This is a genomic window from Streptomyces sp. NPDC048255 (assembly GCF_040652415.1).
GTDB lineage: Bacteria > Actinomycetota > Actinomycetes > Streptomycetales > Streptomycetaceae > Streptomyces.
In genome coordinates, this window is sequence record NZ_JBEZMA010000031.1 from 43,113 (window position 1) to 65,938 (window position 22,826).

The 22,826-nt window shown below is 69.6% G+C and carries 22 protein-coding genes; 7 read left to right on the forward strand and 15 right to left on the reverse strand.

The genetic code is table 11. The features are described from left to right. From rpsC to rpsL, 15 genes are all read right to left on the reverse strand, one after another. Window positions 1-843 (reverse strand): 30S ribosomal protein S3, encoded by an 843-nt coding sequence (rpsC, locus tag AB0D94_RS23435; protein WP_008739710.1) that lies wholly within the window; start codon window positions 841-843, stop codon window positions 1-3. Then, entirely contained in the window at window positions 843-1,190 is a 348-nt protein-coding gene (gene rplV / locus AB0D94_RS23440; RefSeq protein ID WP_007265904.1) for a 50S ribosomal protein L22, read from the reverse strand. The genes rpsC and rplV overlap by 1 nt, the downstream gene beginning before the upstream one ends. Before the next feature lie 43 nt (window positions 1,191-1,233). Then, window positions 1,234-1,515: a 30S ribosomal protein S19 gene (rpsS, locus tag AB0D94_RS23445; RefSeq protein ID WP_008739713.1), complete on the reverse strand. Its 282-nt coding sequence runs from the start codon at window positions 1,513-1,515 to the stop codon at window positions 1,234-1,236. 12 nt (window positions 1,516-1,527) lie between these two features. Next, complete coding sequence (gene rplB, locus AB0D94_RS23450) at window positions 1,528-2,364, reverse strand: 50S ribosomal protein L2 (RefSeq protein ID WP_069921522.1); 837 nt, start codon at window positions 2,362-2,364, stop codon at window positions 1,528-1,530. 39 nt (window positions 2,365-2,403) lie between these two features. Then, window positions 2,404-2,727 carry a 50S ribosomal protein L23 gene (gene rplW / locus AB0D94_RS23455; RefSeq protein ID WP_037792012.1) on the reverse strand — a complete coding sequence of 108 codons (324 nt, stop codon included), beginning with the start codon at window positions 2,725-2,727 and terminating at the stop codon, window positions 2,404-2,406. Beyond that, window positions 2,727-3,377, reverse strand: coding sequence for a 50S ribosomal protein L4 (gene rplD, locus AB0D94_RS23460; protein WP_327254486.1), 651 nt, complete (start codon window positions 3,375-3,377; stop codon window positions 2,727-2,729). Before rplD ends, rplW begins: the two co-directional genes overlap by 1 nt. 4 nt (window positions 3,378-3,381) lie before the next feature. Next, window positions 3,382-4,026 (reverse strand): 50S ribosomal protein L3, encoded by a 645-nt coding sequence (gene rplC / locus AB0D94_RS23465; RefSeq protein WP_007265899.1) that lies wholly within the window; start codon window positions 4,024-4,026, stop codon window positions 3,382-3,384. A gap of 14 nt (window positions 4,027-4,040) precedes the next feature. Beyond that, window positions 4,041-4,349: a 30S ribosomal protein S10 gene (rpsJ, locus tag AB0D94_RS23470; protein WP_003948644.1), complete on the reverse strand. Its 309-nt coding sequence runs from the start codon at window positions 4,347-4,349 to the stop codon at window positions 4,041-4,043. Window positions 4,350-4,828: 479 nt separating this feature from the next. Next, window positions 4,829-6,649 (reverse strand): hypothetical protein, encoded by a 1,821-nt coding sequence (locus AB0D94_RS23475; RefSeq protein WP_362055133.1) that lies wholly within the window; start codon window positions 6,647-6,649, stop codon window positions 4,829-4,831. A 24-nt stretch (window positions 6,650-6,673) separates the two neighbouring features. Then, window positions 6,674-7,480: a glycosyltransferase family 2 protein gene (locus AB0D94_RS23480; protein ID WP_362055135.1), complete on the reverse strand. Its 807-nt coding sequence runs from the start codon at window positions 7,478-7,480 to the stop codon at window positions 6,674-6,676. After that, window positions 7,477-7,878, reverse strand: coding sequence for a DUF2304 domain-containing protein (locus AB0D94_RS23485; protein WP_362055137.1), 402 nt, complete (start codon window positions 7,876-7,878; stop codon window positions 7,477-7,479). The genes AB0D94_RS23480 and AB0D94_RS23485 overlap by 4 nt, the downstream gene beginning before the upstream one ends. Window positions 7,879-8,296: 418 nt before the next feature. Then, window positions 8,297-9,490: an elongation factor Tu gene (gene tuf / locus AB0D94_RS23490; protein ID WP_030653602.1), complete on the reverse strand. Its 1,194-nt coding sequence runs from the start codon at window positions 9,488-9,490 to the stop codon at window positions 8,297-8,299. Window positions 9,491-9,637: 147 nt separating this feature from the next. After that, complete coding sequence (gene fusA, locus AB0D94_RS23495) at window positions 9,638-11,770, reverse strand: elongation factor G (RefSeq protein ID WP_362055140.1); 2,133 nt, start codon at window positions 11,768-11,770, stop codon at window positions 9,638-9,640. 39 nt (window positions 11,771-11,809) lie between these two features. Beyond that, entirely contained in the window at window positions 11,810-12,280 is a 471-nt protein-coding gene (gene rpsG, locus AB0D94_RS23500; protein WP_007265894.1) for a 30S ribosomal protein S7, read from the reverse strand. Between the two features lie 2 nt (window positions 12,281-12,282). Further along, window positions 12,283-12,654, reverse strand: a complete 372-nt coding sequence (gene rpsL, locus AB0D94_RS23505; protein ID WP_007265893.1) for a 30S ribosomal protein S12 — start codon at window positions 12,652-12,654, stop codon at window positions 12,283-12,285. 555 nt (window positions 12,655-13,209) lie between these two features. On the opposite strand from rpsL, the gene AB0D94_RS23510 reads away from it, so the two are divergent. The 7 genes from AB0D94_RS23510 (at window position 13,210) to AB0D94_RS23540 (ending at window position 22,777) form a co-directional block, all read left to right on the forward strand. Next, complete coding sequence (locus AB0D94_RS23510; RefSeq protein ID WP_362055143.1) at window positions 13,210-15,699, forward strand: YfhO family protein; 2,490 nt, start codon at window positions 13,210-13,212, stop codon at window positions 15,697-15,699. Window positions 15,700-15,863: 164 nt separating this feature from the next. Then, on the forward strand, window positions 15,864-16,583 hold the full coding sequence (locus AB0D94_RS23515) for a Crp/Fnr family transcriptional regulator (protein ID WP_362055145.1): 720 nt from the start codon (window positions 15,864-15,866) through the stop codon (window positions 16,581-16,583). A 126-nt stretch (window positions 16,584-16,709) separates the two neighbouring features. Continuing rightward, complete coding sequence (locus AB0D94_RS23520) at window positions 16,710-17,444, forward strand: hypothetical protein (protein WP_362055147.1); 735 nt, start codon at window positions 16,710-16,712, stop codon at window positions 17,442-17,444. Then, window positions 17,441-19,582, forward strand: a complete 2,142-nt coding sequence (locus AB0D94_RS23525) for a hypothetical protein (RefSeq protein ID WP_362055148.1) — start codon at window positions 17,441-17,443, stop codon at window positions 19,580-19,582. Before AB0D94_RS23520 ends, AB0D94_RS23525 begins: the two co-directional genes overlap by 4 nt. A gap of 32 nt (window positions 19,583-19,614) precedes the next feature. Beyond that, window positions 19,615-20,745, forward strand: coding sequence for a hypothetical protein (locus tag AB0D94_RS23530; RefSeq protein WP_362055150.1), 1,131 nt, complete (start codon window positions 19,615-19,617; stop codon window positions 20,743-20,745). Next, on the forward strand, window positions 20,742-21,254 hold the full coding sequence (locus AB0D94_RS23535) for a Pycsar system effector family protein (protein ID WP_362055152.1): 513 nt from the start codon (window positions 20,742-20,744) through the stop codon (window positions 21,252-21,254). The genes AB0D94_RS23530 and AB0D94_RS23535 overlap by 4 nt, the downstream gene beginning before the upstream one ends. Before the next feature lie 26 nt (window positions 21,255-21,280). Next, the gene (locus AB0D94_RS23540; RefSeq protein WP_362055154.1) at window positions 21,281-22,777 is read left to right on the forward strand and encodes a M48 family metalloprotease; all 1,497 of its coding nucleotides are present in this window, start codon (window positions 21,281-21,283) and stop codon (window positions 22,775-22,777) included. Window positions 22,778-22,826 lie beyond the last annotated feature (49 nt).

Here is a 22,826-nt window from a genome sequence, read left to right on the forward strand (position 1 = left end):
TCAGGCCTCCGTTCCGGTGCTCTCGGCCGGAGCGGCGGCGGGAGCGTCGGCCTTGGGGGCCTCGGCACCAGCAGCCTGCTGCGGCTTGCGGCCACCACGGCCGCCGCGCTCGCCACCACGGCCACCACGGCCGGCGGGACGGTCGCCAGCGCCCTGCGCGCCACGGGCCGGGCGGTTACCCGCACGGGCCGCAGCGTTCTCGGCGCGAACCTCGGCGATGTTCTTGACGTCGCCCTTGTAGATCCAGACCTTCACACCGATACGGCCGAAGGTGGTCTTGGCCTCGAAGAAGCCGTAGTCCACGTTCGCGCGCAGCGTGTGCAGCGGCACACGACCCTCGCGGTAGAACTCGGAGCGGGACATCTCGGCGCCGCCGAGGCGACCGCCGCACTGGATCTTGATGCCCTTGGCGCCGGCCTTCATCGTGCCCTGCATGCTCTTACGCATGGCGCGACGGAAGGAGACGCGGGAGGAGAGCTGCTCGGCAACGGCCTGGGCAACCAGCTGGGCATCGAGCTCGGGGTTCTTGACCTCGAGGATGTTCAGCTGGACCTGCTTGCCCGTGAGCTTCTCGAGGTCGCCGCGGATGCGGTCGGCCTCGGCGCCACGGCGGCCGATGACGATGCCCGGACGAGCGGTGTGGATGTCCACACGCACGCGGTCACGGGTGCGCTCGATCTCAACCTTCGAGATGCCGGCGCGCTCCATGCCGGACGTCATCATCCGACGGATGGCGACGTCTTCCTTGACGTAGTCCTTGTACAGCTTGTCGGCGTACCAACGCGACTTGAAGTCGGTGGTGATGCCGAGCCGGAACCCGTGCGGGTTTACCTTCTGGCCCATTACCGGGAACCTTCCTTGCTGCTGACGACCACGGTGATGTGGCTGGTCCGCTTGCGGATCCGGTAGGCACGGCCCTGCGCACGCGGACGGAACCGCTTCAGGGTCGGGCCCTCGTCCACGTACGCCTCGCTGATGACCAGCGTGGAGGCGTCCGGGTGGTTGTAGTTGTGTGCGGCGTTGGCAATGGCGCTGTCAAGCACCTTGCCGACCGGCACGCTCGCGGCCTGCGGGGCGAAACGCAGGACCGCCTGAGCCTCCGTGGCATCCATGCCACGGATAAGGTCCACCACTCGGCGGGCCTTCATGGGCGTGACGCGGATGTACCGCGCCTGGGCCCTGGCTTCCATGGTTGTCCCTTCGGTGTAAGTCATAGTCGTAACCACCCCGCCTTTAGCGGCGCTTCGACTTCCGGTCGTCCTTGACGTGGCCGCGGAAGGTGCGAGTCGGCGAGAACTCGCCGAGCTTGTGGCCGACCATCGACTCGGTGACGAACACCGGGACGTGGGTCTTGCCGTTGTGCACCGCGATGGTGTGACCCAGCATGCTGGGGATGATCATCGAGCGACGGGACCAGGTCTTGATGACGTTCTTGGTGCCGGCTTCGTTCTGGACGTCCACCTTCTTTACGAGGTGGTCGTCGACGAAGGGCCCCTTCTTGAGACTGCGCGGCATCTAAACCCGCTCCTAGCGCTTCTTGTTCGTCTTGCGGCGGCGGACGATGTACTTGCTCGAAGCCTTCTTCGGCGAGCGAGTACGACCCTCCTTCTGACCCCACGGGGAGACCGGGTGGCGACCACCACTGGTCTTGCCCTCACCACCACCGTGCGGGTGGTCAACCGGGTTCATCGCGACACCGCGGACGGACGGGCGAACGCCCTTCCAGCGCATGCGGCCGGCCTTGCCCCAGTTGATGTTCGACTGCTCGGCGTTGCCGACCTCGCCGACCGTGGCGCGGCAGCGCGCGTCGACGAGACGGATCTCACCGGACGGCATACGAAGGTGGGCCATGGTGCCCTCCTTCGCCAGCAGCTGCACGGAGGCACCGGCCGAACGGGCGAACTTCGCGCCGCCACCGGGACGGAGCTCGATCGCGTGGATCGTGGTACCGACCGGGATGTTGCGGAGCGCGAGGTTGTTACCGGGCTTGATGTCGGCCGTGGGGCCGTTCTCGATCCGGTCACCCTGCTTCAGGCTCTTCGGCGCGATGATGTAGCGCTTCTCGCCGTCGGCGTAGTGCAGGAGCGCGATGCGCGCAGTGCGGTTGGGGTCGTACTCGATGTGCGCGACCTTGGCCGGCACGCCGTCCTTGTCGTGACGACGGAAGTCGATCACGCGGTAGGCGCGCTTGTGTCCACCACCCTGGTGGCGAACGGTGATCCGACCGGTGTTGTTACGGCCGCCCTTGCTGTGCAGCGGGCGAACCAGCGACTTCTCCGGCGTGGACCGCGTGATCTCGACAAAGTCGGCGACGCTGGAGCCACGACGGCCCGGGGTCGTCGGCTTGTACTTGCGGATACCCATTTCTCAGTCCTCGTCCGATTCCGGACGACTAGACCTCCGTTAGGAGGCCTGGCCGCCGAAGATGTCGATTCGGTCGCCCTCAGCGAGGGTCACGATGGCGCGCTTGGTGTTGGCGCGCTTGCCGAAACCGGTCTTGGTGCGCTTGCGCTTACCCTGACGGTTGATCGTGTTGACCCCGGTGACCTTGACCGAGAAGACCGCTTCGACGGCCTGCTTGATCTGGGTCTTGTTGGCGCCGGGCGCGACGATGAACGTGTACTTGTTCTCGTCCAGCAGCGCGTAGCTCTTCTCCGAGACAACCGGCTTGATCAGCAGGTCGCGCGGGTCAGTGAAGGTCTTGCTGGTAACGGTCGCCTCAGACATCAGGCGTCGCTCCCTTCGGTCTCATCGGCCTTGGGGCCAGACACGAAGGACTCGAAAGCGGCCTGAGTGAAGACCACGTCGTCAGAGACGATCACGTCGTACGTGTTCAGCTGGCCCGGCTCCAGGATGTGAACCTGGGGCAGGTTGCGGGCGGACAGCCACGCGGCCTCGTCGGCGCGCTCGACGACCAGGAGCACGTTCTTGCGCTCCGAGATCTTGCCGAACAGCGTCTTGGCGGCCTTCGTGGAGGCAGCACCCTCGACCACGCCGGTGACGACGTGGATGCGGGAGTGACGCGCGCGGTCCGAGAGGGCACCGCGGAGGGCGGCAGCCTTCATCTTCTTGGGGGTCCGCTGCGAGTAGTCACGCGGCTGCGGGCCGTGGACGACGCCACCGCCGACGAACTGCGGAGCGCGGGTCGAACCCTGACGGGCGCGGCCGGTGCCCTTCTGGCGGTACGGCTTGCGGCCACCACCACGGACTTCGCCGCGACGCTTGGTCTTGTGCGTGCCCTGACGGGCAGCTGCCAGCTGGGCGACAACGACCTGGTGGATCAGCGGAACGCTGGTCTTCGCGTCGAAGATCTCCGCGGGGAGCTCGACGGTACCGGCCTTGTCGCCTGCCGGCGAAAGGATGTCAATGGTGCTCATTACCTCAAGCCCCCTTGGCCGCGGTACGGACCAGGACGAGGCCGCCGTTCGGACCGGGGACCGCGCCCTTGATGAGGAGCAGACCCTTCTCCGCGTCAACCGCGTGGATGGTCAGGTTCTGGGTGGTGACGCGCTCGTTGCCCATACGACCGGCCATGCGCATGCCCTTGAAGACACGCCCAGGGGTGGCGCAGCCACCGATCGAACCGGGGGAGCGGTGCTTGCGCTGCACACCGTGACCGGCGCCGAGGCCCCGGAAGTTGTGCCGCTTCATGACACCGGCGAAGCCCTTGCCCTTGCTGTTGCCCGTGACGTCAACCTTGACGCCGGACTCGAACACCTCAGCAGTGATCTCCTGGCCGAGCGTGTACTCGCTGGCGTCGGAGGTGCGGAGCTCCACCAGGTGGCGGCGGGGGGTCACGTCGGCCTTGGCGAAGTGGCCCTTGAGGGGCTTGTTCACCTTGCGCGGGTCGATCTCGCCGAAGGCGATCTGGACCGACTCGTAGCCGTCGATGTCGTTCGTACGGACCTGGGTAACGACGCAGGGCCCGGCCTTGACAACGGTCACCGGGACGACACGGTTGTTCTCGTCCCAGACCTGGGTCATGCCGAGCTTCTCGCCCAGGACGCCCTTGATCTGCTTTGCCATCTTCTCGACGCCTCTCAGAGCTTGATCTCGATGTCAACGCCGGCCGGAAGGTCCAGGCGCATCAGCGAGTCAACGGTCTTGGGCGTCGGGTCGAGGATGTCGATCAGGCGCTTGTGCGTGCGCATCTCGAAGTGCTCGCGCGAGTCCTTGTACTTGTGCGGCGACTTGATGACGCAGTACACGTTCTTCTCAGTGGGCAGCGGCACCGGGCCTGCGACCGACGCACCAGTGCGGGTCACCGTCTCGACGATCTTCTTCGCCGAGGAGTCGATGACCTCGTGGTCGTAGGCCTTGAGCCGGATGCGGATCTTCTGTCCCGCCATGGCTACTTCGTAGTCCTTTGTCTCGTGTGAAAACGCTCTGACTCTCGGCCGGCTGCGGGGTGACCCGCGGCTCCTCCTCCGACCCACGCGGTCGGGCGTGTCGCACTCCCTCCAAAGAAATTTCCATACAGAAATTCCCTGCCAAGGGGGTGCGGTCCCAAGACCGCGGTTCGGGGGAGAAACACCCACCGAGCGCCTGGTCGGCACCTCGCTGACACTTCCCGGAAGATTCCCGTACGTCCGCCCCATTGCTGCCCCGAGGGGCAGATAAAGGCGACGAGTACTGTGGGACTCGCTTCCGGTCCTCCCGGCGGGAGGCGCGCAGCATCGGCACTCAACCGAGCAACTTGAGTAGTCTGCCATACAAGACACGTACTGCGCCAATCGGGCCGAAGAGAATACCCCTCGGAGCGATCACGTCAAACCGCGCCACGCTCGGTGACGGGGCCCCGGCAGGGCCTCCGCCACCGGGCCGGGGGTCAGTCCCGTCGCCAGATCACGTACTGGCGCTCGCGGATGTCCCGGTCGACGTGCCAGCCGGCCGGGGCGTTGCGCCAGCTCTCGGTGGGCGCGGCCTGGGGGTCGGTGAGGGCCAGGAGGGCTACGTCGGCCCCGGCCGGCGGGGTCTGGCCCTCGATCAGGGAGCGGGTCCAGACCCGGCCGTCGAGCACCTCGTAGGCCATCGTCGCCCGGATCTTCCAGTGGACGTCCGCGTCCATCACCAGCCGTTCGCCGGGGCGGATGCCCGCGTCCTCGATGAAGCCGGTGGCATCGGCGTAGCGCGCCTGCGCGAAGGGCTTCGTGATGTTGTCGGTGATGGCCACGGTTCCCCAGACGGCGAACAGCGCCATCGCCACCCCGGCGGCACCGGCGGCGAGAGCGGTCCGGCGGACTCCGCCGAGCAGCCGCACCAGGAGTACGGCGGCGAGCGCGATCAGGGCCACGGCGGTGGTGCGCGCCGGGTGGAAGCTGCCCCAGTCCTCCGCCCAGAGGCTGGAGAGGAAGGTCGCGTCGGGCAGGCCCCAGACGATGAACCAGGACCTGCCGAACTCCTCGCCGGCCATGTGGAGCAGTACCGCCGTGAGCGCCAGCGTGAGGCCGGCGGCGGCCCCGCCGAGGGCGAGGAGCTTCCTCCGGCTGCGGAGGCGGTACAGGGTCGCCGCAGCGACCAGGAGGTACACGGGGACCAGCAGGGACAGGTAGCGGGCGTAGACGATGGTGTCGATGCGGCGGTCGGCGGGCAGGCCTGCGGCCGCGGCGAGGGCGATGCCGCCCAGCAGCGCGACCGCCACGAAGGCCACGACGCGGTCGGCCCGGGTGAAGCGCGAGCTGAGGACCGCGTACGCGCAGACCACCAGGGCGAGGGCGCCTAGGCCCCAGGTGCTGGTCATGAAGTACCAGAGGTGACCGACGGTCCGCATCAGGGTGCGGCGCATCAGGCCGGTGTCCACGAGGGTCTGCAGGACGATGTTGCCGACCTCGCTCGGCTTGGCACCGTCGATCCGGGAGATCAGCCAGGCGGTCATCAGCTGCTTGACGGCGAACATCACGGCCAGCAGGCCCAGCGCGAGCAGGGCGGCGATCCGGGGCGCCCACCTGAGGGCCAGCGTCACGAGCAGCACCAGCCCGGTCAGCATGACGATCACGCCGCCGCGGTCGTGCGTGAGCAGGCAGTACCCGGCGGCGAAGGCCGCCAGCAGGCCGAACCGGACGCGGCGCTTGCGGGTGCCCTCGGAGAGCAGGCCGTGCAGGCCGATCAGCCAGGACAGCACCAGGACCGGCAGCGGGGTGTCCGCCATCGCGAACTGGGAGTAGAAGACCACCGGTGGCACCAGCACCACGGCGCAGGCGACGACGTACGAGACCGGCCGGGAGACCTTCAGCCGGCGCATCCCCCAGTACGCCACCAGCAGCACCAGGCAGCTGATCAGGGCGTTGATGCCCATGATCAGGTGGTAGGCGTGCACCGGGTCCTGCGTGATGCGCAGGGCGGGCGAGATCAGCAGCGAGTAGCCGCCGGGGATGACCTGGTTGCGGGGGATCTCGGTGGTCGGCAGGCCGGCCAGGACCCTGGCCATCACCAGGTACATCTGCTCGTCCGGGCTGACCGTCGGATAGTCCTGCTTCGTGACCAGCGAGATCCGGAACAGCACGTTGAGCACGTAGCCCACGGCCAGCGCCGACGGCACGACCCACTTGGCGTGCCACCACCCCGCCGGGGTGCGGCTGTCCGCCGGGGGATCCCCGGCGGTACCGGCGGCCTCCGGGTCCGCGGGGGACGTGGGCGCCAGTCTCGTCACTACAGGTCACACTTCCGTGAGGTGTCAGGCCTTGGTCAGCTCGTGGGCGACCAGTTTGGCGGTGCGCTCCTGGGCCGCGACGTACGCCGGGGAGCCCGGCGTGAACGCCTTGAGCTCCTCGGGCATGCGGCGGATCATCGCGAGCAGCAGCACCAGGCCGGCGCGGGTGAGGTAGACCATCGCCCGGAACGGCGAGGCGCTCGGGCGGCCGGTGGTCCGTTCCCGCATGGCGACGGGGATCTGGCGCACGGTGTAGCCGGAGCGGGCCGCGCCCACCATGGACTCGATGGTGTCGCCGAGGTACTCCACGGGGTACCAGCGGGCGAAGAACTCTATGAGCGGGCGGTTGCAGGCCCGGAAGCCCGAGGTGGTGTCGGTGAGCTTGGTGCGGGTGATCCGCGAGAGCACCACGGACAGCAGCTTCATGGCCCACTTGCGCGGGCCGCCCACCTGGTAGTCGCCGTCGCCGGCGAACCGGGCGCCTATGACGAGGTCGGCGTCGCCGACGGCGAGCCGCTCCAGCAGCGCCGGGACGTACGCGGGGTCGTGCTGGCCGTCGGCGTCCACCTGGATCGCCACGTCGTAGCCGTGCTGCTGCGCGTAGCGGTAGCCGAGCCGCATCGCGCCGCCGACGCCGAGGTTGAACGGCAGCTGGGCGACGGCCGAGCCGGCCGCCCGGGCCACCTCGGCCGTGTTGTCCGCCGAGCCGTCGTCGACCACGAGGGTGTCGACGTAGGGCAGCTGCTCCTGGATCTCGCGCAGGACGGAGGGCAGGCCCTCCTCCTCGTTCCAGGCGGGAAGAATGATCAGAACGCGACGACCGTCGTTCACGAATTCACCTGTGCCTCGGTGGCGCCGGAGTCCTCCGTGCGCGGCGACGTGCTGGGGTAACCGCCCTGCTGGACGAGATGGGCGCGGATCAGCGCGACGTCCTCCGCGAGGGTGCGGGTCTCCGCCTCCAGGCGGCTGGTCTCCCAGCTCAGGTGCAGGCTGACCAGCAGGACCAGCACGAAGCCGCTGAACAGGACCAGGCTCGCTCCGGAGGCCACGCCGAGGGTCTTGGCGATCGGGTCCAGGAGGTCGGGCACGAACCCGATCGGCGCGACCAGCAGCCCGATGCCGAGCCATATCGCAGCGTACTTCTCCCGCAATTGCTGACGGCGCAGCAGTTCGAGGATGTACCCCAGCACCAGAAGACCGGAGATGGAGGTCAGGACGGAGAGTCGCACAGCGGGCGGCGCCTTTCGCGCGAAGGGGCCAACATCTTTGTGGGACAAGCATATGGCACCGGATGACGCCAGCCGGGCCGGAAAGGAGTCGTCCCAGGCACGGCCGGATGACGTTCGAGTCAAGGCGGCCACGCCCGCACCACCGGCCACTCGGCGGACGTCTCAGCAGGTCGGCGAAGTCCGGCCGCGCATCGCCCCCTTGGTACGGACCGGCCGCGCGGACGGTGCCGCCGGCCCGGCCGCCGGCCGCCGGTCGTGACCAAGGACACGGGGCACCCGGCGTACGGCCGCGCGCACTTGGGAGCAGCGTTGCGGCGGGAACGCCGAAGGCCCCGTCCCTCCGCCGGAGCGGTGGGACGGGGCCCTCAGTGGAACTTGGTGCTCGCTTCAGCGAGCTACCAGGTCAGAGCACGAATACTTACTTCGTGATCTTGGTGACCTGGCCGGCGCCCACGGTACGACCACCCTCACGGATGGCGAACTTCAGGCCCTCCTCCATGGCGACCGGCTGGATCAGCGCGACCGACATCTCGGTGTTGTCGCCCGGCATGACCATCTCCGTGCCGGCCGGCAGGGTGACGACACCCGTGACGTCCGTGGTACGGAAGTAGAACTGCGGACGGTAGTTGTTGAAGAACGGGGTGTGACGGCCACCCTCGTCCTTCGACAGGATGTAGGCCTGGGCCTCGAACTCGGTGTGCGGGGTGACCGAACCGGGCTTGATGATGACCTGGCCGCGCTCGACGTCCTCGCGCTTGATGCCACGGAGGAGCAGACCGACGTTCTCGCCGGCCTGGCCCTCGTCGAGCAGCTTGCGGAACATCTCGATACCGGTGACCGTGGTGGTGGTCTTCTCTTCCTTGATACCGATGATGTCGACGGTCTCGTTGACCTTCAGGACACCACGCTCGATACGGCCGGTGACGACCGTACCGCGACCGGTGATCGTGAAGACGTCCTCGACGGGCATGAGGAACGGCTTCTCGGTGTCACGCGGCGGGGTCGGGATGGCCTCGTCGACGGCGGACATGAGGCCGAGAAGCTTCTCGCCCCACTCCTTGTCGCCCTCGAGGGCCTTCAGCGCGGAGACGCGGACGACCGGCAGGTCGTCGCCCGGGAACTCGTACTCGGAGAGCAGCTCACGGACCTCGAGCTCGACGAGCTCCAGGATCTCCTCGTCGTCCACCATGTCGGCCTTGTTCAGGGCGACAACGATGTAGGGGACGCCGACCTGGCGGGCCAGGAGCACGTGCTCCTTGGTCTGCGGCATCGGGCCGTCGGTGGCGGCGACCACGAGGATCGCGCCGTCCATCTGCGCGGCACCGGTGATCATGTTCTTGATGTAGTCAGCGTGACCCGGGCAGTCGACGTGGGCGTAGTGACGCGCCTCGGTCTGGTACTCGACGTGCGCGATGGAGATGGTGATACCGCGCTGGCGCTCCTCAGGAGCCTTGTCGATCTGGTCGAAGGCCGAGGCCTCGTTCAGGTCCGGGTACGCGTCGTGCAGCACCTTGGTAATGGCGGCCGTGAGGGTCGTCTTACCGTGGTCAATGTGACCGATGGTGCCGATGTTGACGTGCGGCTTAGTCCGCTCGAACTTCGCCTTCGCCACGGGGTCCTCCTGGAGAGTGGTTCTGTACGCCTTACTCATCGGCGCCAGGTGATCTTTGCTGGAAAGCCGGTCCCCCGGGGCAACGGGAGGTTATTCCTGTTGCCCCAGAGACTCCGGTGACAAGCCTAAAGCGTGTACTCGGAAGAGTTACTCGCCCTTGGCCTTCGCGATGATCTCCTCAGCGACGTTCCGGGGAACCTCGGCGTAGGAGTCGAACTGCATCGAGTAGCTGGCGCGACCCGAGGTCTTGCTGCGGAGGTCTCCGACGTAGCCGAACATCTCCGAAAGGGGCACGAGGCCCTTCACGACGCGAGCACCGTGACGCTCCTCCATGGCCTGGATCTGGCCACGGCGGGAGTTGATGTCACCGATGACGTCACCCATGTAGTCCTCGGGCGTGGTGACCTCGACGGCCATCATCGGCTCAAGGAGCACGGGAGAAGCCTTGCGCGCGGCCTCCTTGAAGGCCTGCGAACCGGCGATCTTGAACGCGAGCTCGGAGGAGTCGACCTCGTGGTAGCCACCGTCGAGAAGCGTGACGCGGACGCCCGTCATCTCGTAGCCCGCCAGGATGCCGAACTGCATGGCCTCCTGCGCACCGGCGTCGACCGAAGGGATGTACTCCTTCGGCACGCGGCCACCGGTGACCTTGTTCACGAACTCGTACGCCGGACCGTCGGTCTCGGTGATGGGCTCGATCGCGATCTGCACCTTGGCGAACTGACCGGTACCACCGGTCTGCTTCTTGTGGGTGTAGTCGTGACGCTCGACGGCCTTGCGGATCGTCTCGCGGTACGCGACCTGCGGCTTACCGACGTTGGCCTCGACCTTGAACTCGCGCTTCATACGGTCGACCAGCACCTCGAGGTGCAGCTCGCCCATACCGCCGAGGATGGTCTGACCGGTCTCCTCGTCCGAGTGAACGTGGAAGGAGGGGTCCTCCTCCGCGAGACGCTGGATGGCGACACCCAGCTTCTCCTGGTCACCCTTGGACTTGGGCTCGATGGCGACCTGGATGACCGGAGCCGGGAAGTCCATGGACTCCAGGATCACGGGCTGCTTGTCGTCGCACAGCGTCTCACCAGTGGTGGTCTGCTTCAGGCCCATCACGGCGACGATGTCGCCGGCGCCCACCGAGTCGATCTCCTCACGCTTGTTCGCGTGCATGCGGTAGATCTTGCCGATGCGCTCCTTCTTGCCCTTGACGGAGTTCAGCACCGCAGTGCCGGCCTCCAGGCGGCCCGAGTAAACCCGGACGAAGGTGAGCTTGCCGAGGTGCGGGTCGCTCATGATCTTGAACGCCAGAGCCGCGAGCGGCTCCTCGTCGGAAGGCTTGCGCTTCACGACGACCTCGGCGTCGCGGACGTCGTGGCCCTCGATGGCCTCGATGTCCAGCGGCGACGGCAGGTAGCGGACGACAGCGTCGAGCAGGGGCTGAACGCCCTTGTTCTTGAACGCCGTGCCACAGAACACCGCGGTGATCGTGGGCTCGCCCTTGCCCTTGCCGGAGCCGAGGATGATGCGACGGACGGCGGCGTGCAGCTGCTCCACGGACGGCTCGTCGCCGTTCAGGAAGAGCTCCATGATCTCGTCGTCGTTCTCGGCGACGGTCTCGACCAGCTTGCCGCGCCACTCTTCAGCAGCCTCGGTGTGCGTGGCCGGGATGTCGACGATGTCGTACATCTCGCCCTTGGTCGCCTCGGCGGACCAGACGAACGCCTTCATCGTGACGAGGTCGACGACACCCTGGAAGTCGGCCTCGGCCCCGATGGGGAGCTGCATGACGATCGGAACCGCACCGAGGCGGTCCTTGATCATGTCGACGCAGCGGTGGAACTCGGCGCCGGTGCGGTCGAGCTTGTTGACGAAGCAGATACGCGGAACGCCGTAACGGTCGGCCTGACGCCACACCGTCTCGGACTGCGGCTCCACACCGGCGACACCGTCGAACACGGTGACGGCACCGTCGAGGACGCGGAGCGAACGCTCCACCTCGACCGTGAAGTCAACGTGACCCGGGGTGTCGATGATGTTGATGGTGTGGTCGACGTCCTCGAGCGGCCAGTGGCAGGTCGTCGCGGCGGACGTGATCGTGATGCCGCGCTCCTGCTCCTGCTCCATCCAGTCCATCGTGGCAGCGCCGTCGTGGACTTCACCGATCTTGTAAGACACACCGGTGTAGAACAGGATGCGCTCGGTGGTCGTCGTCTTGCCCGCGTCGATGTGAGCCATGATGCCGATGTTGCGCACCTTGGCCAGGTCAAGCGAAGTGGTAGCCATATCGGCTCAGTCTTCTCTCGGTCTCGATGTGGGTTGCGATTACCAGCGGTAGTGCGCGAAGGCCTTGTTGGACTCGGCCATCTTGTGCGTGTCCTCACGCTTCTTGACGGCAGCGCCAAGACCGTTCGAGGCGTCGAGCAGCTCGTTCATGAGGCGCTCGGTCATCGTCTTCTCGCGGCGGGCGCGGGAGTAACCCACGAGCCAGCGCAGCGCGAGGGTCGACTGGCGGCCCGGCTTGACCTCAACCGGAACCTGGTAGGTCGCGCCACCGACACGGCGGGACTTGACCTCGAGGGACGGCTTGACGTTCTCCAGCGCGCGCTTCAGCGTGATGACCGGGTCGTTGCCGGTCTTCTCGCGGAGGCCTTCCATGGCGCCGTAGACGATGCGCTCGGCGGTGGAGCGCTTGCCGTTCAGGAGGATCTTGTTGATGAGCGACGTCACCAGAGGAGATGCGTAGACCGGGTCGATGATGACCGGGCGCTTCGGGGCGGGGCCCTTACGAGGCATTCTTACTTCTCCTTCTTGGCGCCGTAGCGGCTGCGGGCCTGCTTGCGGTTCTTGACAGCCTGGGTGTCAAGCGCACCGCGGATGATCTTGTAGCGAACACCCGGCAGGTCCTTCACACGGCCACCACGCACGAGCACGATCGAGTGCTCCTGCAGGTTGTGTCCCTCACCCGGAATGTAGGCCGTGACCTCGATGCCGGAGGTCAGACGCACACGCGCGACCTTACGGAGCGCCGAGTTCGGCTTCTTCGGGGTGGTCGTGAACACTCGCGTGCAGACGCCACGACGCTGGGGCGAAGCCTCAAGCGCGGGGGTCTTTGTCTTCTCGACCTTGTCCTGCCGGCCCTTCCGGACCAGCTGCTGGATCGTAGGCACTACTTCTCCGGTTTCTGTGTGCCGTGTAGTGAAGCTAACCTGGAACATTTGCCGACCCACGCGGTCGGGTGTGTCGGATCCGGCGGACCTCCGCGCAAGCACGGAAACGCATGGATCGCGGTGGCTGACTCGGCTCGCATGCGGTTGATGGACACGCACGGGAGCCCAGGCACACCCCAGGCACAAGGTCTGAGCGTACCTATCGCATCCACTCCGGTCAAAACAAAAGCCTGGCCGCGGAAGTGGCGAGATCGCCACGGCCCGTACGCCGCACGGGCGACACCGCCCTGCGGCCCCTCCGGCGCGCGGATGTGGCCCGGGCGTGCTATGGGCCGCCGGCCGGGCCGTCCGCCCGAGCGCAGGTCCGGGCCCTGTTCCGGCCCGCGCCCGGCCTCGCGCCCACCCCTCCACGGATGGCCGTACGGGGCTCCGTACGGCCCTGCGGACGCGGCCCCGCGGGCCGTCCGGGCAGGCCCGCGAGGCCTACACTGCCGACCGATTCAGCCCGAACGGCACGATCAGGCCCGAACGGCACGACCATGAGGGAGCGGGACATTGGGGACGGTCACCTCGCAGCCGGCGACGGCCGACAGCCCGCACCCCGTGGGCAGCCGCGATCCGGCGCCGCCGCGCCCCCGGCGCCCCCGCCCGGCCCGGCTGTACGGGCCCCTGCTGGCCTTCCTCGTCACCTCGGGCGCCTTCTGCGCGGCCTGGGCCGCCCGGGGCGCCTTCCCCTTCGGCGGCACCGGCCGGGCGATCAACGACCAGGCCAACCAGTACGTGCCCTTCCACCAGGGATTGTGGGACCTGGTCCACGGACAGGCCGCCGGTGACCTGCTCCTGACCTGGCGCGGCGGCTTCGGCCAGCAGTTCCTGTCCGATTACCACACCTACCTCGGCAACCCCTTCTCCTGGCTGGCCGTCCTCGTCCCGCGGGCCCACGTCGACCTGGCCGTCTTCGCGCTCACCCCGCTCACGATGGGCACCGCCGCCGCCCTGATGACCGTGTACCTGGGCAAGCTGCACCCGGGCCCCTGGTGGCAGCGCGGGGTCCTCGGCGCCTGCTACGGCCTGTGCGGCTGGGCGCTCAGCGACGCCTCGTACATCCCCATGTGGCTCTGGGGCCTGGTCGCGCTGCCGATGCTCGGCATCGCCGTCGAGTGGTGCCTGGAGGGGCGGCGCCGGCCGGGCGCCGCCCTGCTGGTCGCGCTCGCCTGGTACGGGAACTTCTACACCGCGATGATGGCCACCCTGGCCGCCTGCGTGCTGCTGGCCGTCCGCCTGGCCACCCGCGACATGACCGGCGCCCAGCGGTTGCGCGCCCTGGGGCGGGCCGCGACGGCCGCCGTCACCGGGATCCTGCTCACGCTCCCCCTGCTGCTGCCGTCCTTCCTGTCCAGCGGCTCGGCGCAGCCCACCGGGGCCGCTGCCTTCGACCCGGTGGGCATCGACGTCTTCCTCTCCGGCATGCTCCCCGCCACCCACCTGTGGGGCGGGCGCCCGCGGCTGTACGTGGCCTCGCTGGGCCTGATCCTGGCCGGGGCCTTCGTCCTCAACAGCGCGATCGCCCGCAGGACCCGCCTGGTGTGGGCCGGCGCGACCGTGCTCGTGGCCGTCTCCTTCCAGTTCCCGCCCACCCAGTACGCCTGGCACGGGCTGGCGGTGCCCAACGGCAACCCGTACCGCGAGGCCTTCGTCTTCAGCGCGATGGTGGTCGTGCTGGCCTGGCTGGCCCTGGCCCACCGGCCGCGCCCGCTGCACCTGGCCCTGGCAGCCGGAGCGCTGGTCGCGGCCGCCTTCGCGCTGCGGCACACCGACGACTTCGGCGGGACCACCTGGCCCGCCGTCCTCGGCGGCGGCGCGCTCTCGCTGCTGGCCCTGCTCCTGCTGGGATACGCCGAGCGGCGCCGCCACCTGATCCCCGTCGCGGCCGTCCTGATGGTCGGCGTGGTCTTCGCAGAGTCCGCGGCCGCCGCGGCCAACGCGGACGCCCGCCGGTCCCGCGAGCGCTGGGCCAAGCCCGCCGTCACCTCGAACGAGTCGATCAGCCGGCACTTCGACGCCGTCCGGGACGTGGACGGCTGGCCCGCCTACCGGACCGACTCGGGCGCGCCGCAGACCTCGTACAACGACGCCCTGGGCCTGCGCGCGGAGGGGCCGCAGTACTACAGCAGCTACCTCCCGGCGGCCACGTTCCAGGCCCTTGAGCCGCTCGGCTACGGCTACAAGAACGGCGGCCGCACCTTCTTCGGCGCCGACAGCCCCGTGCTCGACGCGATCTTCTCGATCGGCGCGCGGGTCCGCCCGGGCGCTACCCCGGGCACCTGGACCGGTTCGGCCTTCCCCGCCCCGCCGCTGGTCACGGTCCGTTCCGCGCCCTACGCCTCGCCCAACCCGCCGGACAGCGTCTACGCCCGCCAGGAGAACGTCCTGGGCGCCACCGTCTACCAGGTCCCGCCCGTCACCCGCGGGGGCAGCGCCACCGAACAGACGTACGCCGCCCGGTGCCGCCCCGGCTCCGAGGCCTACTGGTACTCCCCCGCCCTCTACGGCACCCTGCGCAGCGGCTCCACGCAGCGGCGGCTGGAGGACAGCAGGACGGGGGTGGTCCCGCTGGGCCCGGTCCCCGCCTCGGGCCAGGTCGCCGTCGCCGTGGAGACCCGTACGCGCGGGGCCACCGCCGACGGCCACCCGCTCGGGTGCCTGGACCGGGCCGCGCTGGACGCGGCCGTACGGCACCTGACCGCCACCGGCGCCACCCGGGTCGAGGCGGGCGGCCACCGCATCGAGGCAGGCCTCCCCCCGGGCGCCCGGGGCACGGCGGTCCTCGCGATGACGAACATCCCCGGCTGGCGGTGCTCGGCCCCGGTCAGGAGCTTCCACGGCCTGGTCTCCCTGGAGCTGCCCCCGGGCGCGGAGGAGGTCTCCTGCACCTTCACCCCGAGGGGCCTCGCCCCGGGCCTCGCGGGCGCCGCCCTCGCCCTCCTCGCGCTGGCCTCCGTCACGGTGGCGGGCCTGCGCCGCGGCCGGTCCGCCGCCGCATAGCCCGCCCGGCCGCCCTGATTGTTGCGACAAAACCCCCCACATCGTGACGGAGGCGGGGGGTTTTGTGCACGGTCCGTGATCGTCCGGCGCGAATCCCGTTGTTCCGGATCTACGCGCAGCCCGCGGTCAGTACATTGACCGCCCTGACGGATCGGGGGGCCCGCATGGCCATGGAAGACCTCCCGGGCGACGGGGGGCTGGACGACCGCGTCCCCTTCCTGGCCCGGCTGGAGAACGAGGACGGTACGGCGTTACGCGCGCTCGGCCGCGAGCTGGCCTTCGCACCGCGCGACCGCCTGATCCACCAGCACGAGCCCTCGTCGCACATCCTGCTGGTCCTGCACGGCTGGACGAAGGTCACCGTCTCCGCCGCCAACGGCTACCACGCGCTGCTCGCCCTGCGCGGCCCGGGCGACATCCTCGGGGAGTCCGCCGCGCTGACCGGCCGCCCCCGCTCGGCCACCGTGACCGCGCTGGAGCCGGTCCGGGCCCTGGCCGTCGACCACGAGAGCTTCCGCGCGTTCCTCGCCTCCTCCCCCACCGCGGCCCTGCGGCTGCTCGGCCTCACCTGCGACCGCACCCGCGCCGCCGACCAGCGCCGTCTGGAGTTCGCGTCGATGAGCGTCCGCGAGCGGCTCGCCGTACTGCTCCTGGACCTGGCCAGGACCCACGGCCGCCCCACCGACGCGGGCGTGGAGCTGTCCGTACCGCTGACCAAGGAAGAGCTCGCCGGGGCCGTCGGGGCCTCCCGCGAGATGGTCCAGCGCGAGCTCAAGGAACTCCGCGAACGCGGGGTCGTCCTCACCGGGCACCGCAGCGTCGTGATCGTCCGGCCGGACGTGCTCCGCCGGATCGCCCGGGCGCAGCCGCCTGCCCAGGGCTGAGCGCGCCCTTCAAGGCCCGCATTCAGTGCACAGCGTCACACTCCGGGTGCGTCATCCGCCCTCACCCCGTCGCGCCCGGCTGCCCCACTCTCTTGTCACAGCAGGGATCCACCACGAGAGGCGATCATGAGCGACCCACTCCCCCGCACCATCCTTCTGGTCGACACCGAGCGGTACAGCGACCGCGACGACGTCCAGCAGGCCTTCCTCCGCCGGATGCTGTACGACGTCGTCGACCGGACCCTGCTGGCCGCCGGGATCGACCAGACGTCACGGCTGCGCGCGGACCGCGGCGACGCGATCATGGAGCTGATCGACCCGAACGCGCCGCTGACCACGCTGCTGCGCACCCTGCTGACCGAGATTCCCGCCCAACTCCGCGCCGTGAACCGGTTGGCGGCCGCCTCCGCGCAGATCCGGCTGCGGGCCGTCCTCGCGACCGGGTACGTCGCCATCGACCAGTACGACGGCTGGGTGGGCTCGGACCTCAACCACGCCTGCCGGCTTCTGGACGGCGAACCCCTGAAGCAGGCCCTGCGCGAGCGCCCGGACGACTACGCCCTCTGCGTCTCGGAGCCGGTGTACGCGGGGATCGTCCGCCACAACCACACCGGAATCCCGGCTGAGGAATTCAGCGCGGTCATCATGCCCAGCAAAAACGGCCCGCTGGGCGCGTGGCTGTACGGGCCACCGCCTACAGGCCTCCCCCACCCTCCGGCCGACAGCACCTCGGCACCCGCCCCGGCCGAGCCGGGCGGGATCCAGTTCCAAGGTGTCAACCACGGCATCGTCGCCGGGCGGATTCAGGGTGACATCACCCTCGGCGCGACGAGCCCTCGGCGGCCGGGTGAGCCCTCATGAGCACGCAGACGCCCGAGGCGGAAGCACCCGGACCGGTCACGGACGCAGTCGACATCACGGACCAGCCGGCCGAAAGGGAACCCAAGGCGCCTGCGGAGGAACGCGCCCAACAAGCCTGGGCCACCCGCCGCGAACTGAACGCCCACGCCCCTCGCTCGATGCGGTTCGACGGAACCAACGACGGTGTGGTCGCGGACTTGATCGTCGGTGACGTCGTCACCGGGGACAAGACCGAGATCAACTACCTGTTCGGCGACCTGGGTGCCACCCACGCGTCCGGTGAGATCCCCGAAGCGTCCCTGCACCGACTGGCAGACACCTTCGTCGCGGACGGAACTCCCTTCGAGTCTCTGCTGGAGCGGTTGCGTGAGGAGCGCGTGCTGGTCCTGACCGGCGCCCCCTTCACCGGCCGGCGCACGGCGGCTCTGATGCTGCTGCACCGGGTGGGCGCCACCCCTGTGCACGCCCTGGACCGCGAAACCTCGCCCGCCGACCTCAGCCGGCAGTTCACGACTCCCGGCAAGGCGCGCGGCCATCTGCTGTGCGACCTGGTCATCCGTCGCGACCAGCCGCTGCGCGAGGCGCATCTGCTCGCCCTGCGCAGCCGCATGAAGGAACACAACGGCTACCTGGTGATCACGACCGGCCACAGCCCGTACATCGAGTCCGACATCCGCCCGGCCCCCTGGTCACCACCCGCAGCCGAAGCCGTACTGTCGGCCCGGTTGCACCGACAAGCTGGCGACGAAGCCGCCCGGCGCCTGCTGGCCCTGCCCGCCGTCACTGAGTTCCTCGCCCGTGACCATCAGCTGCGCGAGGTCGCCGGGTACGCGACCCTCCTGATCCGCCACGCCCAGGGCGCGGCCGATACCTCCCAGGTCGAACGGTATTCACTACTCAGGCTGGAAAGTCAGATCCAGGAGTGGTTCGAGGAGGCCGAAACCACCCTCCCGCTGCGGGAGAAGGCCTTCCTGATCACTCTGGCCTCCTTCGACGGCGGACCGTACGCTCTGACGGCTGAGCTGAGCGACCTGCTGTACTCGGAGCTCCGGCGCACCGGGGACCCGGACCACAACGAACGAATTCCCGTCTTCGGCACCCACATCGGCAAGCGGCTTCTAGACGCCCGAGCTCAGACCCGCCCCGCAACCGAGGACACCGAGTGGGGACCGGTCAACCAGCTCACCGCCTCCTTCAAAGACGACCGGACTTCCCCCGTGCTCCTGCGGGAAGTATGGACCGGGCATCCTTCCGCCCGCCCCGCGCTGGTCAAATGGCTCGGGAAGCTCGCGAACGACGGCCGGCCCCTGGTCCGGACCCGGGCCGCCGCCACCGTCGCCGTCCTCGCGTACACCGACCTCCCGTCGGCGATGGCCCTGGTCATCGAACCGTGGGCACTGTCCGCCCAGGCCCGGCAGCGCACCACCGCCGTCAGCGCGCTCACCCTCGCCCACCGGATCGGCGCCCCCAACATTCCCCGGATCATCGACGGCTGGAGCACCGACGCCGGGGAGCCGCGGCGCTGCTGGGTCGCGATCCGCGCCCAGGGGCTCATCGGCCCCGAACGCCCGAAGGAAGCCGTCGCCGCGCTGCGTGCCCAGGCCCGCCTGCAGAGCGGAAAGGGCAAGCCCGACCAGTTGGTGGCCGAGGAGCTTCCCGAGTCCGTCGCCCTGCTGCTGCTCTCCCTCAAGGGCGACGAGATCCTCACGGACCTGCTGCGCACGCTGGACGACCACCGTTCCGCCTTCGTCTTTGCCGTCAAAGGCTTCCTGGCCGCCTGCCGGCGCACCGACGAGAGAGCCGGGCACGAGCGTCCACTGGTCCTCGACTGGTACGCACGAGCCGCACATGACAGGAATCCGAGCGCGCCGGGGATCGTACTGCTACTGCGTACCGCGCTCGACGATCGCGAGTTCACCACAGCCGCGAGCGAGGTCCTTCGCAGCTGGATCACAGCGGCCGACCGTGACGAGGCCGCCGAATGGGCACTGGCAGCCCTGCTGCCCGCTCTCGTCACCACGCCACGCGAGTTCGACCGGCTGGACTACCTGCTACGCAAACCACAAGGGGACGACGGCGGCCCGCACACGGCGGTCGCCGACCGACTGCGTTCCGCTCTCACCATCCGACTCGCCTGAAACACCCGTACGCCGTCAAGGAGACCTCTGCCATGGCCGACTTCCTGCGCCCACCCGACTGGGACCAGCACGCCCATCGCCACAGCGGGTTAATCGACCCGGTCGTTACCGTCCGCCAGCTCAGCCGGTTCGACTACCTGCCCGGCAAGAGGCTGACCCGGATCGACTACGCGCTCGTCTACACCACCCCGAAGGGCATGTACGAGACGTACCTGCCACCACAGCGGCCGACGACTACCAGGCGCTATACCGCCGTTTACGAAGTGGACATGGGCGTCCACCCCGTCCGTGCGGATCTCCGGCTGCCGAGCGACAACGATGCCCACGAGTTCGAGATGGATGTCGCACTCGACTGGCAGGTCGCCGACCCCGCGCAGTATGTACGCAGTGGCTGCCGAGACGTGCCGAAGCTGCTGATCGGCGAATTGGAGCAGGCGGTCCGGCCCGTGGCCCGGCAATTCCCCATCGCCGAAAGCGCGACGACGGAAGCGGAGATCCTCACGGCCCTGCACGGACAGAAGCCGTTGGGTGAGGCCGCAGGGCTGCGCACCACGTGGACGGTCCGGCTGCGCCGGGACGCGGACAACATCGAGCACCAGCGGCGGCTCCAGGCGATCCAGCACACGGCGGAGCAGGACATCCTCCTACAGCGCCGCGGGGCGGAGGTCGACGTGGAGACGGCCGCGCGCGCGATGGTGCACGGGCAGCGGCAGCACGAACTGGGGCTCCAGCGCCAGCAGTGGGAGCAGGAGCAGGCCGTCGTGCGCGCCCAGTACGAGCTCGAACTCCAGCAGTACGAGGCCCGGAAGGTCGACTTCTACCAGCGGCACCTGGCCCAGGGCGGGGTCCAGGCCTGGGCTCTGCACCTGGCTCGGCGCCCGGAGGACACCAAGCCGGTCCTCGACGGGATGCGGGAGCACGAGCTGGACCTGATCAAGGCACAGATCGACCTGGTCAAACAGCTCCTGGGCGGGGGCAAGGGCGAGGCCCACGAACTGGAGGCGCCCAAGCAGATCGTGCTCCAGATGATCAGCGACTTCTTCTCCCAGCGCCTTCCGCGGGGATCCGATGTGCCCGCCCCGGCCCTCCCCAGCTGGCAGCCGCCACCCGGTTACGGCCAGGCCCCGGTCCAGCCGGAGGCCGTCGACGACAGTACCCCGTGACCACGCCCCCGCCCCCGGCACCCGGCGGCGACGCCGCCACCCGCCTGCTCACCGACCTGCGGGCCGAGATAGCCCGGGCCGACAGCAAGGCCTCCGTCCTGGTCGCGGCCCTCGGCATGACCGCCGGGGTGATCAGCGCCCTGCTCGCCGGAAAGGGCTGGCAGCCGGGCTCCCTCTCCGCGTCCGGCCAGGCCCTGTGGTGGACGGGGGCCACCGCGCTCGCCCTGGCGCTGCCCGCGCTGCTGATGGCCGTGCTGCCCCGCTACAGCTCGGCCGAATGGGAGCCGGGCTCCCCGCTCTCGTACTTCGGCGACATCCGGTCGGCGGTCCGCCAGGGCCGTCTCGCGGAGGCCCTCGCGGAGACCGACCGCGACCCCACCGCCTCGCTGATGGCCGCCCTCGCGGAGAACAGCCGGATCGCCACCCGCAAGCACCAGTGGATCAGGGCCGGCCTGGTCGCCTTCTGCGCGGCCGCGGTACTGCTCCCCACCGCCCTCCTCATCGGCTGACGCCACCGAGACGACGAAGGATCACCGTGAACCAGTCGCCCGAACCCGGACCCGAGTACCCCCAGGACCCCCGGGCTCCCCAGTACCCCCACAGCCCCCAGGGCTCCCAAGGCCCCCAGCACCCCGAAAGCCCGCAGTACCCGCAGGGCCCGCCCCCGGCGTACCCACAGCAGCAGGCCCCGCCGCCGTACCCGGTGAGCCTGCCCCCGGCGACCGGCCACCCGCAGCCCGAGCAGTACCCGCAGCCCCCGTACCCGCAGCCCCAGACGCCCCAGCCCGGGCCGCACCAGCAGTACCCGCAGCAGACCCCGTACCAGCAGCCCGCGCCCCCACAGCCCCCGTACCAGCAGCCCGCGCCGCCGCCACAGGCCCCGTACCAGCAGACCCCGCCCCCACAGCCCCCGTACCCGCAGGCTCCGTACCAGCAGCCCCCGTACCCGCAGCCCTCGGCCCCACCGCCCGCCTACCCGCAGTACCAGCCGGCCCCCGCACCCGCCGGGCCGCCCGCCGGGCCACCAGCCGGGCCACCGGCCGTCCCGCCCCAGCCGGGCCCCCTCGACGACCTGGACTACCAGAACGCCCCCGGCACCCGCCTCCACCTCAAGGCGCACCAGCGCAGCACCGACGCCACCGCCTTCGGCCAGCTCGCCCTCCACGTCCCGGGCTTCCTGATGAGCCTCATGGTGGTCCTGCTCCTCGCCACCCTCCTGGAGGCCCTGTCCGGCCTGCCCTACTGGGTGCCCACCCTGCTCTGGATCGCCTCCGGGGCCCTCGTCTTCCACCGCCCCAGCGAGGACTTCTTCGCCCGCCACCTGCTGCGCCTCCAGCGGCCGCTCCCCCACGAGCTCGCCGCGCTCGCCCCGGTGTGGCGCGAGGTCACGGCCCGCGCGGGCGTCGACGGCGACCGCTACGAGCTGTGGATCGAGGACAGCGACCACCTCAACGCGTACGCGGCCGCGGGCCACATCGTCGCGGTCACCCGCTACGCCCTGGACAAGCTGCCCAGGTCCCAGCTCGCCGCCGTACTCGCCCACGAGCTCGGCCACCACACCGGCGGCCACGCCTGGTCCGGGCTGCTGGGCTGGTGGTACTCCCTGCCCGGGCGGGTCGCCTGGCAGGTCATCACGGCCGTGACCGTCTTCGTCATCCGGTTCACCAGCTTCTTCTCGTACCTGGCGGCCGGACTCATGATCGTCTTCGTCGGCATGTTCACCCTGCTGACGATCACGGCCACCTACGGGCTCCCGCTGCTGCTCCTCGTGATGCCCTACTTCATGGCGGCGGTGGGCCGGCGGGCCGAGCTGCGCGCCGACGCACACGCGGCCGTCCTCGGCTTCGCGCCGATGCTCGCGCAGATGCTCCACGGGGTGATGGTGCAGGAAGAGCAGGCCAAGCAGGCCGTGCTCGCCCAGACCGGAAAGCCGTTCACGGAGCCCGGCACCCTCTCCCGGCTGCTCTCCACCCACCCCGACCACCGCACCCGGCTGCACCACCTCCAGCCGTACATGCAGCCCGGACGCTGAAGCACCCGGTCAACAACGCCGCAGGGCGGCCACCCTCTCGGGTGACCGC